Source organism: Sphingomonas vulcanisoli, assembly GCF_011761305.1.
GTDB lineage: Bacteria > Pseudomonadota > Alphaproteobacteria > Sphingomonadales > Sphingomonadaceae > Sphingomonas_I > Sphingomonas_I vulcanisoli.
This window is the reverse complement of record NZ_JAAOZC010000002.1, coordinates 348,527-364,507: the sequence shown is the minus strand read 5'-3', so window position 1 is coordinate 364,507 and position 15,981 is coordinate 348,527. Positions and strand designations below refer to the sequence as shown.

At 66.8% G+C, this 15,981-nt stretch carries 13 protein-coding genes; 7 read left to right on the top strand and 6 right to left on the bottom strand.

The features are described from left to right. Positions 1–14 precede the first annotated feature (14 nt). Together FHS31_RS05875 and FHS31_RS05870 are read left to right on the top strand one after the other, a co-directional pair. A complete protein-coding gene (locus tag FHS31_RS05875; protein WP_341786300.1) occupies positions 15–692 on the top strand; it encodes an ABC transporter ATP-binding protein in 678 nt (225 codons plus the stop codon). After that, on the top strand, positions 689–3,184 hold the full coding sequence (locus FHS31_RS05870) for an ABC transporter permease (RefSeq protein WP_167072429.1): 2,496 nt from the start codon (positions 689–691) through the stop codon (positions 3,182–3,184). The genes FHS31_RS05875 and FHS31_RS05870 overlap by 4 nt, the downstream gene beginning before the upstream one ends. 90 nt (positions 3,185–3,274) lie before the next feature. On the opposite strand, the gene FHS31_RS05865 is transcribed toward FHS31_RS05870, so the two are convergent. Then, complete coding sequence (locus FHS31_RS05865) at positions 3,275–3,499, bottom strand: hypothetical protein (RefSeq protein WP_425057202.1); 225 nt, start codon at positions 3,497–3,499, stop codon at positions 3,275–3,277. 300 nt (positions 3,500–3,799) lie between these two features. On the opposite strand from FHS31_RS05865, the gene FHS31_RS05860 reads away from it, so the two are divergent. Beyond that, positions 3,800–4,870, top strand: a complete 1,071-nt coding sequence (locus FHS31_RS05860) for a BLUF domain-containing protein (RefSeq protein WP_167072428.1) — start codon at positions 3,800–3,802, stop codon at positions 4,868–4,870. Positions 4,871–4,887: 17 nt separating this feature from the next. Here FHS31_RS05860 and FHS31_RS05855 read toward each other — a convergent pair whose 3' ends face one another. From FHS31_RS05855 to FHS31_RS05845, 3 genes are all read right to left on the bottom strand, one after another. Beyond that, a complete protein-coding gene (locus tag FHS31_RS05855) occupies positions 4,888–5,832 on the bottom strand; it encodes an alpha/beta fold hydrolase (RefSeq protein ID WP_208408573.1) in 945 nt (314 codons plus the stop codon). A gap of 23 nt (positions 5,833–5,855) precedes the next feature. Continuing rightward, complete coding sequence (locus tag FHS31_RS05850; RefSeq protein WP_167072427.1) at positions 5,856–6,788, bottom strand: NAD(P)H-binding protein; 933 nt, start codon at positions 6,786–6,788, stop codon at positions 5,856–5,858. A 78-nt stretch (positions 6,789–6,866) separates the two neighbouring features. Next, positions 6,867–8,318: an 8'-apo-carotenoid 13,14-cleaving dioxygenase gene (locus FHS31_RS05845; RefSeq protein ID WP_167072426.1), complete on the bottom strand. Its 1,452-nt coding sequence runs from the start codon at positions 8,316–8,318 to the stop codon at positions 6,867–6,869. Positions 8,319–8,509: 191 nt separating this feature from the next. Here FHS31_RS05845 and FHS31_RS05840 point away from each other — a divergent pair, with 191 nt between their 5' ends. From FHS31_RS05840 to FHS31_RS05825, 4 genes are all read left to right on the top strand, one after another. Beyond that, positions 8,510–10,150 (top strand): FAD-dependent oxidoreductase, encoded by a 1,641-nt coding sequence (locus FHS31_RS05840; protein ID WP_167072425.1) that lies wholly within the window; start codon positions 8,510–8,512, stop codon positions 10,148–10,150. A 157-nt stretch (positions 10,151–10,307) separates the two neighbouring features. Then, positions 10,308–11,432: an endonuclease/exonuclease/phosphatase family protein gene (locus FHS31_RS05835; protein ID WP_167072424.1), complete on the top strand. Its 1,125-nt coding sequence runs from the start codon at positions 10,308–10,310 to the stop codon at positions 11,430–11,432. Between the two features lie 24 nt (positions 11,433–11,456). Next, entirely contained in the window at positions 11,457–12,542 is a 1,086-nt protein-coding gene (locus tag FHS31_RS05830) for a glycosyltransferase (RefSeq protein WP_341786299.1), read from the top strand. After that, positions 12,542–13,630, top strand: coding sequence for a glycosyltransferase family 4 protein (locus FHS31_RS05825; RefSeq protein ID WP_167072422.1), 1,089 nt, complete (start codon positions 12,542–12,544; stop codon positions 13,628–13,630). The genes FHS31_RS05830 and FHS31_RS05825 overlap by 1 nt, the downstream gene beginning before the upstream one ends. Positions 13,631–13,707: 77 nt before the next feature. Here FHS31_RS05825 and FHS31_RS05820 read toward each other — a convergent pair whose 3' ends face one another. After that, positions 13,708–14,622, bottom strand: a complete 915-nt coding sequence (locus tag FHS31_RS05820; RefSeq protein ID WP_167072421.1) for a glucosamine inositolphosphorylceramide transferase family protein — start codon at positions 14,620–14,622, stop codon at positions 13,708–13,710. A gap of 68 nt (positions 14,623–14,690) precedes the next feature. Continuing rightward, positions 14,691–15,959: a hypothetical protein gene (locus FHS31_RS05815; protein ID WP_243843288.1), complete on the bottom strand. Its 1,269-nt coding sequence runs from the start codon at positions 15,957–15,959 to the stop codon at positions 14,691–14,693. Positions 15,960–15,981 lie beyond the last annotated feature (22 nt).

Genomic DNA, 15,981 nt, shown 5'->3' with positions numbered 1-15,981 from the left:
CCCCATCCGATACCATCGTGATCGAGGCGCGCAATCTTACCCTCGCGCTGGGCAAGCCACCGGCGCGGACGGAAATCCTCAAAGGTATCGATCTCAGTGTTCAGGCCGGCGAAAGCGTGGCCCTTCTTGGACCGTCGGGTTCGGGTAAGTCTTCGCTGATGGCGATCCTCGCGGGCATGGAGCGCCCGACCAGCGGCAGTGTGCGCGTTGCTGGCTTAGACTTCGATCGGCTCAATGAAAATCAATTGGCGATTGCCCGGCGCGGTCGGATCGGCATCATTCTCCAGGCCTTCCACCTGCTGCCGACCATGACCGCACTGGAAAATGTTGCCGTTCCTTTGGAGTTGGCGGGCCAGACTGACGCCTTTGTGCGCGCGCGGGCCGAGCTGATGGCAGTCGGGCTTGGTCATCGGCTCACGCATTATCCCAGCCAACTCTCCGGGGGCGAGCAGCAGCGAGTCGCGATCGCGCGGGCGTTGGTATCGCGCCCGACCTTGCTGTTCGCCGACGAGCCGACCGGCAATCTCGACGGAGCGACCGGGCGGGAGATCATGGATCTGCTCTTTGCCCGCCATGGCGAGACGGCAGCGACGCTCTTCGTGATCACCCATGATCGCGTGTTGGCCGCCCGCTGCGACCGCATCATCGAGCTCGCCGACGGGAATATCGTAAGCGACAGCATCCCCGCATGAGCAATGCCTGGCGGCTCGCCATCCGCGACCTTCGCGCCGGTGGCCGCGGCCTCTGGTTGCTTCTGCTCTGCCTGTTTCTTGGGACTGCTGCGCTCGCAGGGATCGGTAGCCTGTCGGCCTCGATCCTTGGCGCACTCGATGATCAGAGCCGGCAGACGCTGGGCGGCGATCTCGAGATGCGCGTCTCGCAGCGCCGGGCGACCGTAGAGGAGGACGCAGCCTTCGCGGCGTATGGCCCGATCTCGGAAACGGTTTCCACCAACACGATGGCTCAGCCGCGGTCGGGCGGTGCGCCGGCACTGGTCAATCTGCGCGCCGTCGATGACGCATGGCCGATGGTCGGGCGCTTTTTGCTCCAGCCCGGCGCGTTGAAACCGCGCCCGCATGGGCTGGATGTGGCGATCGCTCCGGCCTTGGCTGATCGGCTGCATTTGCACGTTGGCGACGCGGTGCGGATCGGTGCCGCCACCCTGCGGGTCGTTGGACTCATTGCCGAAGAGCCCGACAAGCTCGGAGCGGGATTCAGTTTCGGGCCGACGGTGATTACCGATTTGACGGGCCTCGATGCGACGCAGGTGATCCAGCCCGGCAGCCTCTACGAGAGCCGCATTCACCTGCTTCTCCCGGCGCGATCCAATGCCGGCGCGATCGGCAAGCGCCTCATCGATCGCTTTCCGAGCGCCGGCTGGCGCGCCCGGACGCCCGATCAAGCTGCCGACAATCTCAAGCGCGGCATTGAGCAGCTGGGGCAGTTCCTGCTGCTCGTCGGCCTGGCGGCGCTGGCCATCGCGGGCGTTGGCGTCGGCAGCGGGGTCAGCGCCTATCTCGATCGCAAGACCCATATGGTCGCGACGCTCAAAGTCCTGGGCGCCGAGAGCGGCATGATCGCAGGACTTTTCCTGATCCAGTTGGGCCTCGTGGCCGCCCTCGCCATCGTGGTCGGCCTCGGTGTTGGCGCGGCTGTCCCGGCGATTGTCACCGCCGTCGCGGGCGATGCGCTACCCGTGAGGCCACATTTGGCGCTCTACCCGGAGCCGCTGCTCGTCGCCGCGGGCCTGAGCCTCCTCGTCGCCTTGCTCTTTGCGCTGCCCGCGCTGGCAAGAGCGCGCTCCGTGCCGGCAGCGACATTGCTGCGCGACGCCGTCTTGCCGATGCGAAGGCCGAGCGTCGCGGTACTGGCGGGCATGGCGGCGGTTTTGGGGCTGCTCGTTGCGCTTACCGTCCTCACGGCCAGCGATCGGCGCATTGCGCTGGGCTTCGTCGGCGCGACCTTCGCGCTGGTCGTCGCGCTCTGGTTTCTGGGTCTGGGCCTGCGCTGGCTGATCGCCCGGTTGCCCCATCCTCGCCGGCCGTTGCTTCGTCTCGCGCTCGCCAACCTGCACCGCCCCGGCGCACAGACCGATCGGCTGGTGGTGGCGCTGGGGCTTGGCTTTTCCCTGTTCGTGGCGCTGGCGGTGATCGATACCAGCCTCGCAGCCGAGCTTACCAACGCTGCGCCTGCCAAGGCACCGCGTTTCTTCGCGATCGATCTTCAGCCCGAGGATGCCACAGCATTCCAGGCGGCCATTCGCAGCGTCGCTTCCCGGGCCAAGATCGAAGCGGTGCCATCGCTGCGGGGATCGATTGTCGCGCTCAAGGGCCAGCGTGTCGCCGACATGAAGACGCTGCCTGAGGGCGCCTGGATATTGAAGGGTGATCGCACGATCACCTGGTCCGCGACATTACCCCCGCGCAACACCCTCGTCGCAGGGCATTGGTGGCCGCCCAATTACGATGGCCCGCCGTTGGTCTCGATGGAGGATCGCGCTGCGCAGATGCTCGGCCTGCGCGTCGGCGACACCATAACGGTCGCCGTGCTGGGGGTGGATGTGCCGGCGCGGATCTCGGCCCTGCGTAAGGTCGATTGGGGTGGTCTGGGGCTCAACTTCGCGTTAGTCTTCTCCCCTGGCTATATCCAGGAAGCGCCGCACGGATTGTTGGCAACGGTGTACGCCCCGTCGGATCGCGACGGAGCGATCGCGGGTGCGGTCGCTTCGGTGCTGCCATCGGTTACGCTGATCAGGACCGGCGACATTATCGGCCAGCTCGGTGACATGCTCCAGCGCATCGCGCTTGCGATCCGCGCTGCCGCAGCGGTGACGGTCCTGGCGGGCATTGTCGTTCTCATCGGCGCTGTGACCGCCTCGGGCCAGGCACGCCGCTACGATGTCGTCATCCTCAAGCTTCTGGGCGGCAGTCGCTCACAACTGTTGGCCGGGCAGGCCCTTGAATATCTCTTGCTGTCGGTTCTGCTCGCCGCCGTCGCATCGGCGGTCGGCGGGGGTGCTGGCTGGTATGTGGTCACCCGGGTGCTGAACCTGCCCTGGAGCCCCGACATCGGCACGGTGGGACTAACGCTCGCCGCTGCTGTCGGCGCGACCCTTACGATCGGCGTCACGGCGAACATCCCGATATTGCGCGCTTCACCAGCGCAGGGGCTCCGCGCGGCCTAGCGCCGCTTTCCGCCAATATTCTCTAACCGTCTTAGCCTTGCGAAACCTGGCCGGGCAGGGCGTCCGTTCGCCGCCGAGTGCGGGTCGGTTCTACTTCCTTGGCGGAGGCGGAGCAGGCTGCTGCCTTGCCGCGACCTTGGCGCGATGATGGCCGACCGCACATCCGATCGCGGCACCGGCCACCGCATGCCCCTTCCCGACGAAATGGCCAGCGACGCCGCCGACGGCAGCGCCTTTCAGACAACCGGCCGCCAGGACCGGCGCAGGAACCATCACGATCATCGCAATCGTCATGACCATGGCTTTCGACATCATCACTCTCCTTTGCCATCACACTGCTCCCGTCAGCGTCGAAAGGCCAGTGGCCATGCGTCGGACTGCCAGCATGGCACGCGGAGCGAGCGCCGCTTCGCGCTAGCGCGCGGCCGAAAGGTTACATCTGGCGCCAATCCTTCCTGCTTGGACAAAGGCATCTCCGCACTGATCCGACGACCCGACTAGGTTCTCTGCTTGACGGCCCATGCGCCATGATCGATCTTGATTAGGTCCGGCCTTGCGGAATCGAGCGCCCCTAAGCGGACAGGGATCAGGTACGGCTCGGACGGGAGGGAGGCTATGCCGGTTCAGGCGGAGCGCAGCGGCGCCGGTTCGGATAAATGGGTCGCCAGCATCACCTATCGGAGTGAAGCTGTCAGACCGCCGTCGGTGTCCGAGCTTCAACAGCTCGTCGCAGCCTCCCGCGCGCGGAACCGCAGCGTCGGCATCACCGGCATGTTGCTCCATGACGGCGGCCGCTTCCTCCAGACGCTCGAGGGGCCGCCCGAAGCCGTGGACCAGATCTGGTCGTCGATCCAACAGGACCGGCGGCATGGCGCAATCGAGGTGTTGAGCCAGCACATTATTCCGGCGCGCTTGTTCTCCGAATGGGATTTGCGGCTGTACGATCGCAGCGGCGGCCAGGCGAAGGCCGCGCCGTCCCGTCCCGGCAACGCCATCGCTCTTACAGACCATGTCCCCGCCATGGCGCGGTTCGCGCTGGCGGGGGACGATAGCCGGCTGAACGCGCTGATCGCGGATCTGGTCGCCGACGGCTGGGTCGGCGATGCGCTGGTGCAGCATTTGCTGGAGCCGACCGCGCGGCTGCTGGGCGACACATGGCTGGCGGACGATTGCACCGAGCTCGATCTGACGATCGCGCTCAGCATGTTGCAGCTGGCCGGCCACACCGTCCATTCGCAGCCGAGCCCCGACAGCATCCGCAAGAGCCGCTATAGCGTGCTCCTCGCGACCGCGCCGGGCGAACCGCACATACTCGGCTCCACCTTGCTGGGCGATATGTTCATCAATGCGGGTTGGGACGTCGACATGGTGTCCCCCGAGAGCGACGAGGCGCTGACGCGGCAGCTCCGCTCGCAACGGCCCGATGCCGTCGACATCGCCCTTTCCGATGCCCTGCCGCGCCAGCATGCCCTGGCGCTGCTGCGCGAGACCGTGGAAAAGGCGCGTCATGCTTTGCCGAACGAGGTGATCGTCGTGTCCGTCGGTGGACGACTCTTTGCCGAAGCCGCGGCGACGGCGCTTTCGGTCGGGGCGGATCATGCGCGACGGACCGCGGCGGGCACGACCATCCGCCTGGCCCGGCTCGTCGAACAGCGGGCGAGCGGGACGCGCGATCCCGACGCATAAGCGATTGCCGGACGCGGCTAAGGGGTCTGCCCGGACAGAAAGCGCTCGACAGGGACGAGCGATCGCTCCGGGCTCTCCTCGAAGGGCACGTGGCCGAGGTTGGGCAGGCGCACCAGCTTGGCATGCGGCAAATCGCGCAGGTAATCGGCGGCGTTGGCGATCGGGATCATGGCATCCTTCTCGCCCCATAGCAGGAGCGTCGGCGCCGTGACGCGGGCCAGGATCGGGGCGGGGTCGCGCAGGATCGTCTGGCCCGTGCGCGCCAGGATCGCGGCCCGCACGCCCGGCGCCAGCAGCAGGTCGCGGTAGCGGGTCAGCGTCGCCTCGCTCAGCGCCTCCGGTCGGCCATAAGCGGCGGCCAGATCGGCGCGGATCATGCCACGCGGCGCGACATAGGGAAGCGCCTGCATCATCAGCGGTATCTTCGGCGGGCGGCCATAAGCGAAGCCCGGGCTGGCGAACCCGTCCGGCGACACCAGCACCAGGTGCGACACCCGCTCGGGATGGAATGCGGCGAAGGTCCAGGCGATGCGTCCGCCCATGGAATTGCCGATCAGGCTGGCGCGCTCGATCCCCAGCTGCGCCTTCAGATCGACCAGGATCTGCATCATGCGGGAATCGCTATAATCGCCGCTCGGATCGGCGCCGGTCAGGCCGAAACCGGGCAGGTCCAGGCGGATCACCCGGAAGCGCGACGACAGCGCCTTTGCCCAAGGCTCCCAGGTATCGAGGCTGGCGCCGAAGCCGTGCAGCAGGATAACCGCCGGCGCATCCCGCGGGCCGGTATCGCGCAGGCGCAGGCGCACGCCATCGACAATGCGGTAGGTGCCCGGATACGCGGCCTCCAGCGCAGCGCGGGGCTTGTCTGGCGCGTAGAGGAAGAGGGCGAGGCCGGCGAGGCCGAGAACCGCAAGGCCCGCCACACCGCCGGCGATCGTCCGCACGTTTTTCTGTCCGAACAAGCGATGTCCCTTTGGTGGCAGGATCAAAAAACGGCGTGGTCGCCGCGTTCCGGAGCGGCGGTGCCGGCCAGAACGGCGCGGTAAAAATCGAAGAGTGTCTCGGTCCCGGTCGATGGGGTGGCCGCCGCATCGTATCGGCGGCTGCGCGGATCCCACACCAGCATGGATTCGGTGGCATAGTAGCGGCCGATCCGGGCGAGTTCGGCTTTGGCCGCCAACGATGGCGCGATACGGCCGAGCGCTCCCAGGCCACCGATGATGCCGTCCAGCAGGGCGACGGGAACGGATCGGAATTTCGGCGCGCGGCCCAGCAACGCGAACAGCGCTTCGCCCTGCTGGCGGGGCGTGATCGCGTCACCCGGGCCGCCAATCGGCAGGATGCGGTTCCAGCGGCTTTCGTCCCCCAGACAGCCGACGATATAGTCGGCGAGCTCGGCATCGCTGATCGGCTTGCACGCCGTCAGCCGTCCATCTCCGAAGATCAGGAAGGGGCGGCCCTGGCGGACGCGCTCGATCTGGCCGGATAGCGATTTGAAAAAGGCGGTTGGCCGCACGATCGAATAGCGCATGCCGGATCCGATCAGCGCCGCCTCGAAGGCCAGCTTGGCGTGCTGGAAGGCAAGCAGCGGTTTCTGCACGCAGATCGCGGAGAGCAATACGAAATGCGCAACGCCGGCCTGTTTCGCCGTCACAAGCGCGTTCAACTGGGCCTGATGATCGATCGCCCAGGCATCCTCCGGCACGCCGGTGCGCGAGGCCATGCAGGAGATCAGGGCGTCGAAGGGTTCGCCTGCGAAACCTTCGCGAGCCAGGGACAGCGGATCGGTGACATCCACTATCCTGATGGTGGCCCCGGCCCCCGCCGTGCCGGCCCGCTGGAAGCACACGACGTCGTGGCCACGCCGCACGAGGTCAGCCGTCACCGCACGACCGATCGTGCCGGTCGCGCCGAGCACGCAGATCCGCTGGCGCTTTTTCGAGGTCGGATGGTCGTGCGTTGTCTTGCCCTGTCCTTGTCGGAAGAGAACCACGGGTCAGGCGGGAAGCCAAGCCCCGTGGATGCCCGGTGGCACGCGGTGCGGGAGCCGGATCGAGGCGACCGGCGCCGCTTCGATCGCCCGCGCATTGATAATCTCCAGCGTGGTGGTCGCGCCGCCGGCATCGATGACGAGGCCGATCAGCCAGCCGTCATCCTCCGCCGCGTCGACCGAGCGTGGCACGAAGACGAACTCGCCGGCATATCGCCCGGCGCCGAATTGGTGCGCCCGCCGGTTGCCTTCGGCGAGATCATGCTTGAGCAGAGGCGCTTCGCCCACCAGTGTCGCGTCGATCTGGTCCGGTAGCCCCATCGCATAAGCGTAGCGGTAGGGCAGTCCGGTCCGCCGCTCGTCGATCCGCGGCAGTTCCTGCGGCGCGTCGTCGATCGTCCGGATCGAGAGGGAGCCTGCCCCCGGGTCAATCGTCCATCGCTCGAGGCCCCGCGGCAGCGAGTCGGGGCCCGTATTCTCATCGTCGAACATGCGGTCATAGGCGATAACGTCGAGCACCAGCCGCCCGTCGGACAGATCATAGCCGTTGGCGATGTGGAAGACGAAGCACGGATCGATCGTCAGCCAGCGGATATCCTCCGCGCCACCCTCGCGGGGCAGCAGCCCGATCCGGGCCGAATGCCGGGCATTCCAGCGATAGGGAAAGCCATGGCCCGACAAAACCGTCCGTACCGACAGGGTGAGCGGCAGATCGAGCAACACAACGTAGCGCTCGGTCAGGGCACAATCGTGAATGAGCGGCCCGTCGCGGACCGGGATCACCACCGAACGGCGCACCCGCCCGGCCGGGTCGACGACATTGTAGCGGATCCGGTTTGGATCGGTCGCCTCGTAGCAGATCGCGTGCAGCTCGCCGGTCACCGGATCGCGCCGCGGGTGCGCGGTGAACGAGCCGGGCAGCGTGCCCTCGAAATCGGTATAGCGCTGCGCGTCCAGCGCCTCGTCGAAGCGGACCGGGGTGCTGCCCGCCTCGACCAGCGCATAGGCGGTCCCCGCATGGCCGATGACGCTGGTGTTAACGGTATCGAAGATGTGGCGCGGGCCGGGCGCCGGCGGAAAGCCGCGGGCGCGGGCCACCTCTTCGGACCGGATCCAGCGATTGCGATACCATTGCGCCCGACCGCCGACGATGCGGATGCCGTGGAGCATCCCGTCGCCAGTAAAGAAATGGTAGCTGCGCGGATCCGCAGCGACCGGATTGGGGCCGATCCGCACGTAGCGGCCATCGAGCTCGGGCGGGATCACGCCATCGACAGCGAGGTCGGTAAGCGTCAGCTCCTCTTTCATCGGTTCGTGGACGCCGGTGAGCAAGGGATGCGGCGAGCCCCGCGCCGGCAGTCGCCAGCGGTTGAACGCGGCGATCCGCGCCACCACCGGCGATGAAACGGCGCGCGCGGCCCCTTCGATCAGTTTCGCGGCACCTTCGGCTAGGGGCATAAATGTCTTCTCACCTGTCTTACGGGATTGAGAACGCACCACAGCGTGAAGCGCCGCGTCCATCAGGGATCTGTGTCGGAAGGGTGGGCGCACGCGATGGAGGCAGCCAAGTCCGTCTACCATGTTTTCGGCGATGTCTTGATCCTGACGCAGGGATGATCCACGTTTGCCGCTCTGGCGGGGAGCAGGGCATGAGCGATCTTTCGACGCGCGAGCATCAGATGTTTCCCGTGCTCGATCCTGCCCGGATCGCCACCGCGCGGCGCTTCGCCAGCGGGGCGGAGCGGCATTTTTCTCCCGGCGAAACCCTCTTTGCGATCGGTGCCGAGGATGTGCCCGCCTGGCTGGTGATCGACGGCGCGATCGAAGTGACGCGGCGCGATGGCCTGACGCACGATGCGCGCGTCACCACGCACGGGCCCGGCCAGTTTTCGGGCGAGGTCAATCAGCTTGCCGGGCGGCCGTCGATTGCGGGTGGCAAGGCGGGGCCGGAAGGCTGCACCGCCATTCCGTTCGACGCCGCGCATTTGCGCGCGCTGATGGTGGGATCGGCCGAAGTCGGCGAGGTGGTGATGCGCGCGTTGATCCTGCGCCGCGTCGGGCTGATCGAGCAGGGCGGGGCCGGCACGATCCTGATCGGAACGCCAGGGGGCGCCGACATCCTGCGCCTGCAGAACTTCCTCACGCGCAGCGGCTTCCCCAATCAGGTGCTCGACGCTTCGTCCGATGAGGAGGGCAAGGCGTTGGTCGAGCGGATCGGCGTGCTGCCCGAGGAGCTTCCGCTGGTCGTCTGTCCCGATGGCAATATGCTGCGGCACCCGAGCGAGACGGAGCTTGCCGCCTGCCTGGGCATGACCCCCCACCTCGATCCCGGGAACGTCTATGACGTGGCGATCGTCGGCGCCGGGCCGGCGGGGCTGGCGGCCTCGGTCTACGCGGCGTCCGAGGGACTGTCCGTGCTGGTGTGCGATGAGCGCGCGATGGGCGGGCAGGCCGGCGCATCGATGCGGATCGAAAATTATCTCGGCTTCCCGACGGGCATTTCCGGCCAGGCGCTCGCGGGGCGCGCCTTCAACCAGGCGCTCAAGTTCGGTGCCGAGATCGCGGTGCCGGTGAAGATCGCCAAGCTCGATTGCCGGGCGGATGATCTGCGCATCGATCTGGCGGATGGCGGGGAGGTGAAGGCGAGAGCGATCGTCGTCGCCTCGGGCGCGCGCTATCGCCGCCCGGATATCGCCAATCTGAGCGATTTCGAGGGCGCGGGCGTCTCTTACTGGGCTTCGCCGATCGAGGCGAAGCTGTGCGCGGGCGAGGAGATTGCGCTGGTCGGCGGCGGCAATTCGGCGGGGCAGGCGGTGGTGTTCCTCGCGCCGCAGGTGAAAAAGCTGAACCTCGTGGTGCGCCGCCCGCTCGCCGAGACCATGTCGCGCTATCTGATCGATCGGATCGAGGCGCTGCCGAATGTCGAACTGCACGTCGGCAAGGAGGTGGTGGCGCTGGAGGGAGACCGCGCCGGCGGGCTCACCGCAGCCACCTTCCGCTGCCGCCAGACCGGCGATGAGCATCGCTGCGCGCTGCGGCACATGTTCCTGTTTATCGGCGCCGATCCCAACTCCGCCTGGCTCGATGGCTGCGCCGACACCGATGACAAGGGCTTCATCGTCACCGGCAAGGGCTCCCTCCCGCTCGAAACCAGCGTGCCGGGCGTGTTCGCGATCGGGGACGTGCGCGCGGGATCGACCAAGCGCGTTGCCGCCGCGGTGGGCGAGGGTGCGGCGGTCGTCGCGCAGATCCACAGCCTGCTGGCCGAAAAAAGGCTGGAACCGGCCTGAGATTCGGTCGTTTCCATCGCCTTAACACCGAAATCTAACTTTTTGCCGACACTTGTACTTTCCCGCTGTGGAAGTGCGGCGGGCGCGACGTCATCTCCTGTGTAAGCGGTGAAGCCTAGAGCGTTGGGCCGGCCTCCCCTTCTACAGAGGTTTGGTCATGCGCTTTGCGTTCAGCGGCACCTTTGCACGTCTTCTCAAGGCTTTGCCCTGGCGTTCGCTGGCGGGGATCGTCGGCGTTGCCGCCGTGGTCGGTGGCGTTGCCGCCGAGGCGCAGGATGGGCTGGCGCCGCTGAACGCGCCGATCGCCGCCACCGCCGCGCCGCAGGGCCTCTCCGTCCTCACCTATAATATCGAGGGCCTGCCGGCGCCCTTCGCCTGGGGCCGCAGCGATGCCGCCCGCCGGATCGCCGCCCGGCTCGCCGCGTTGCGCGCGGCCGGGCAGCAGCCGCATGTCGTGGTGCTTCAGGAGGCGTTCGGTTCGGTTCAGCAGGAAATCGGCCAGCGCGCCGGCTACAAATATATCGCCTTCGGCCCCGATCGCGATCTCAAGAATGACGAGCCGATGAGCGATTCCGATCGCGCCTTCGCCGCCAAGGCGCGGATGATCAAGGGTGAGGCGCTGGGCAAATGGCGCGGATCGGGTCTCGCCATCCTTTCCGATTATCCGATCCTGCGCGTCAAGCGCGATGCCTTCCCATCCTATGCCTGTGCCGGCTATGACTGCATGGCCAACAAGGGCGTGCTGCTGGCCGACATCCTCGTGCCCGGTGCCGACAAGCCGGTTTCCGTCATTGCCACGCACATGAATTCCAAGCAGGCCTCGGGCGTGTCCAAGGCGCGCTTCGGCTATGCCTTCGATCGCCAGGTCGCAACGATCGGCAAATTCCTTGCCGCCAACCTCGATCCTACCGCGCCTTATATCTTCGCTGGTGATACCAACATCGGCAAATCGGTGGAGCGCAAGGCGCAGCTCGAAGGCATGTTCGCCGCCTTGCCGCGCAGCGTGACGGGACCCACCCGCATGGTGCTCGCCACCTGCCTCAATGATGCCAGCGCCGCCTGCACCTTCGACGCCCGCGATGCGGCGGAGAAGGCCTACAAGCATGGCAAGGACTGGCAGGTCTATGCCGATGGCGCGGTTACGCATATCCGTCCGCTGGCGATCGACGTACCTTTCGGACCGGACAAGAATGGCCGCATGCTTTCGGATCATATCGGCTACACCGCGCTCTATGGGCTGGAGCAGGCCAAGCCGATCGTCACCACGGTGGCGAGCCTTTGACCCGCTAACGGCGGGGTCACCCGTCTGAGTACGACCGAACCGCGATCGATCTGCATCGTCCTCCAGGATTTCGCGCTGGGGGGAACCGAACGGATCGCGCTCCGCCTCGCCAGAGCCTGGAGCGAGCAGGGCTGCGCGGTAACGCTTTTCGTTGGCGAAGCGCGGGGGGCGCTTGCCGGGCTGATCGGGGGATCGGCCGTGCGGGTGGTGGTGGCGCCAGGGGATGTGAGGCGGCGGCCGGGATCGGTCACCCGCCTCGGCGCCGCCGCCGCCCGTTTCCTGAAGGCCGAGCCGCACGACGCCTGCTTCATCCCCGGCAACTTTCACTGGAACGCCATTCCGCCAATCGCGCGGCTGCCGAAAGCGGTGCGTCCCCGCATCGTCGCGCAGGTCAGCGCCGCGATCAGCAAACCGCAGCGGCGAGGCCTCCGACGGCTGACCTTCCGCTGGAAACTGCGCTACTTTCTGGGCAAGGCCGATGCGGTGGTCGCCCTGTCCGATACCGCGCGCGACAAGGCGCGGGCGCTGACAGCCACCCCTGTCTACACTATCCCGCTCCCCGCTCTGGCCGATGACGTACCGCCACCGGTGCCGGCGCAGGGGCGCACGATCCTGGCGGCGGGCCGGCTGGTGCCCGAGAAAGGGTTTCAGGATCTGATCGCGGCCTTTTCGCTGCTCGATGATCGTGAGGCGCATCTGCTGATCGTTGGCGAAGGGCCGCATCGCGCGGAACTGGAGACGCTGGCGGCTGACCTGGGCGTCGGCGATCGGGTTTCGCTGCCCGGTTTCGTCGAAGACATTCGCCCGAGCCTCGATCGCGCGCGGCTGTTCGTCCTGTCATCACATTTCGAAGGCTATGCGGCGGTGGTGATCGAGGCGCTGGCGGCGGGGCGGCCGGTGGTGGCGACCGATTGCACTCCGGCGACGCACGAACTGCTGACCGATATGCGCTTCGGCGTGACCGTGCCGATCGGCGATCCGTCCGCCATGGCGAAGGCGATCGCGCAGATGCTGGCGCTGCCCGCGCCCGATCCCGCAAGGCTGGCGGCAACGGTGGAGCGCTATCGCATCGGCCCGGTGGCACACGCCTATCTGGCGCTGTTCGGCTGATGCGTATCGCCTATGTCATCAATTCGATCGAGGGCGGCGGCGCGGCGCTGCCCGTGCCGATGATCGTGCACTTTCTGCAGAGCGAGGGCGCGGAGGTGATCGTCCTCGCGCTCACCCGCCGCGACGGCCGCGCCGGCCCGGCGATCGAGGCGGCGGGCGCGCGACTGATCGTGCGCGAAGGCGGTGAGAAGGATCATGGCGCGGCAGGGCGCTGGCTGGACGCGCAAGTGCGCGCGCTGCAACCCACCCATATCTGGACCTCCCTCACTCGTGCCACCCTGTTCGGCCAGATCGTCGGGCGGATGCGCGGCGTGCCGGTGGTGAGCTGGCAGCACGCCGCTTATCTCAAGCCCTGGAACCGCCGTCTGCTGCGGCTCCTGCAACCGCTGTCACGGCTGTGGATCGGGGACTCCGAATCCGTAACGGCGCTGACCCGCGATCGGCTGGGCGTGCCCGACGATCGCCTGATCTGCTGGCCGATCTTCCGCGCCGATCCCTCCGCGCCGGTGGCCGCGCCGTGGCAGCCGGGCGAACCGGTGCGGGTCGGCAGCCTCGGGCGGCTGCATCCCGTGAAGGGCTATGCCGAGCTGATCGAGGCGCTGGCGCTGATGCCGCCGGCCGACGTTCCCTTCGAGGTAACGGTTGCCGGCGAGGGCGGCGAGCGGGCCGCACTGGAGGCCCTGGGGGGGGGGAAAGGCGTGCGCATCGCGCTGCCGGGCTATGTCGATCATCCGCGCGCTTGGCTGGCGACGCAGCATCTCTACGTGCAGCCGTCGCGCTCGGAGGGGCTGTGCGTCGGGGCGCATGAGGCGATGCAGGCCGGCTTACCGGTGCTGGCGAGCGCGGTTGGGGAATTGCCCTGGTCCATCGTGGACGGCGTGACAGGCCAAACCGTGCCGCCGCGTGATCCTGCGGCTTTGGCGACGGCGCTGCACAGCCTGCTGTCGCGGCCCGAACGGCTTGCGGACATGGGTCGGGCCGGGCGAGAGCGCCTGCTGGAGCGGTTTTCTGCGGAGCGATTTGAACAGGTAGGACGTCAGATCGTCGTCAGAATGCGGGCTATGAACTTCAATCCCCGTTCGCCCTGAGCTTGTCGAAAGGCCGTATTTTCTTGTCGGAGGTCGAAGACCGGTGCTTCGACAAGCTCAGCACGAACGGGAAGTCACTACCTCCGTCGCCATGTCTTCGACGCCAAACGCTTACTATGACGGCGAATCTCAATACCCAGCCCCCTCGCCGAGAGTTCGGTGCGCTTCACGTCCACCAGCGTCACATCGCCCACCGCAGCGAGCGTATGTAGACCCTCGAGATAAGGCGTATATTCGGCGGGCGGCGTGATCGGCGCGCCGGCTTCCGCCGAAAACCTCTCCGCATTCAGCCGATCGATCCGCAGCGGTCGGATCGCGCCGCCATAGGTGTGCGTGCAATCCTGCGTCGGGAACAGGATCGCACCATCCATCACCACCGGCGTCCCCCCGGGCCGCGTGCTGGCGACATCCTCGCGCACCGGATTGGCGGGGTGCGGCGTCCACGGGCCGGTCAGGCGATCGGCGGAGGCGGCGAACAATAGGCCGGTCTTGCCGATCTCATTGTCGGCCGAGGCATAGAGCAGCCACCAGCGGCCCTCATGGAAAAACGGCGTCGCATCGACCGCGACATGATCGAGGGCGATCACCGTCTCCGGCACCCAGCGCGTCGGGAAAGGATCGGCGCGATAGAGCGTCAGTCTGCCCGATCGGTGCGCCTCCGGAAGCATCCAGACCTCGCCGTCCGCCTCCCAGACATAGGGGTAAGAGAGGTGCCAGGGTTCGGCCAGCACCAGCCGGCGATCGAGCAGCGTGAGCTCAGCATCGTAGCGCAGCAGCTCGATCGCGCCGATCCGCACGCGATAATCATAGGTCTCGACGAAGACATGAAGGATGCCGTCGCGCCACAGTCCGAACGGATCGGCGAGGAAGCAAAAGGGCCGGCTTGGCGGCAACCAGACAAAATCCAGCCCCTCGATCCCGCCGCGCGCGAAGATTTCGGCGAGCGGCGCGCGAAGGATGGCCGGGCGCCAGATGTCTTTGCGGAGACCCATGCGGTTGCGTTTAGAGAAAAGAACCGTGCTCCGACAGGCTCAGCACGAACGGCTTTCGAGCGATCGCCTCAGGCGACGGCCAGCCGATCCTCGTTCGGCACAGCAACCTGCTGCGGAAAGAGCTCGACCGGGGCGACGGGATTGAGAACGCCCATGATCGCCCGCGCCGCCCGCGTGCTCGAAGGTTCGGCGGTGAGCGCGAAGCTCTCGTCGAAAAGCTGGCGCTGGATGCGGCCGTAATAGGCATGTTCGTCGAACGCGCGATCGAGCGCCTCGCCAAGGTCCGACGGGCTGCCGATCACCTCTCCGGCGCGCCAATGTTTGTAACTGGCGTCGCCGCGATAATCGACGCCATGGCTGTCGAGGAAGATGCACGGCCGCGGGGTGTGGAAGAATTCGTACACCTGGCTCGAGACATCGCCGAGATAGATGTCCGCTGCGGCGGTGTAGGTCATATCGGTGCAGGCGCTGCTGCCGAGATCGATGTGGATGTTCGGCGCATTGAGGATGTAAGATGGAATGACGCCAACGCGATCGACGCGAAACTTGTCGATCGTCAGCACCAGCGACCGATGGAACAGCATCACGTGCGGCGCGAAGATCAGATTATATTCGGGATGGCCTGCGAACCATTCGAGCACCGCCTGGCCATGCTTGAACCAGGAGGAAAGGTGCGGCGAGACGTGGGGATTATAGAGCACGGTCGGGCGGCCGTTGCGCTGGATCGGCAGGCTTGGGCGCCGCGCGGGCAGCAGATCGAACTTGGGATAGCCGATCGTGCTGAGCTGATCCGACTCCAGTCCTGCATCGGCGATCAGCCGATCGCGGACCTTCTTGCCGGACACCAGGACATGATCGAAACGCGCGCTGGCCTTGTTGAAGCCGATCGCGCGATCGCCGGCGCCGTGGCGGGTGTGGATCAGCTTGAGATGCTCGAGGCCATAGCGCGTCTTGAGCAGCAGCGAGGTCTTTTCGGCGACGACGAGCGCATCGAGCCCGCGAAAGAAATCGAGATTATCGCGATAGACGCCGAGCTTGGTGATCGGCAGCACCTTATCGAACAATGCGGCCCACAGCCTGGTCGAACGGCGGCGGAGCCGGAGCAGCACCACATCGACGCGGCGATCCATGCGGGCGGCGAGACGCAGGATTTCCTGGCGCAGCGGTTCGTTGGTCGCCGCGATCACCACCTCAGCCTCGGGATGGTCGGCGATGACCGCGAGCGCGGTCGGCAGCGCGTGCGCGACCTGGTGAACCTGATCGTGATTGAAGAGGAAACCGACCCGCATGACTGATAGACGTCGCGGGCGGATGAACTCCACAGCGGGAACGAACATTTTTTCGTACGGTTCCACGGCG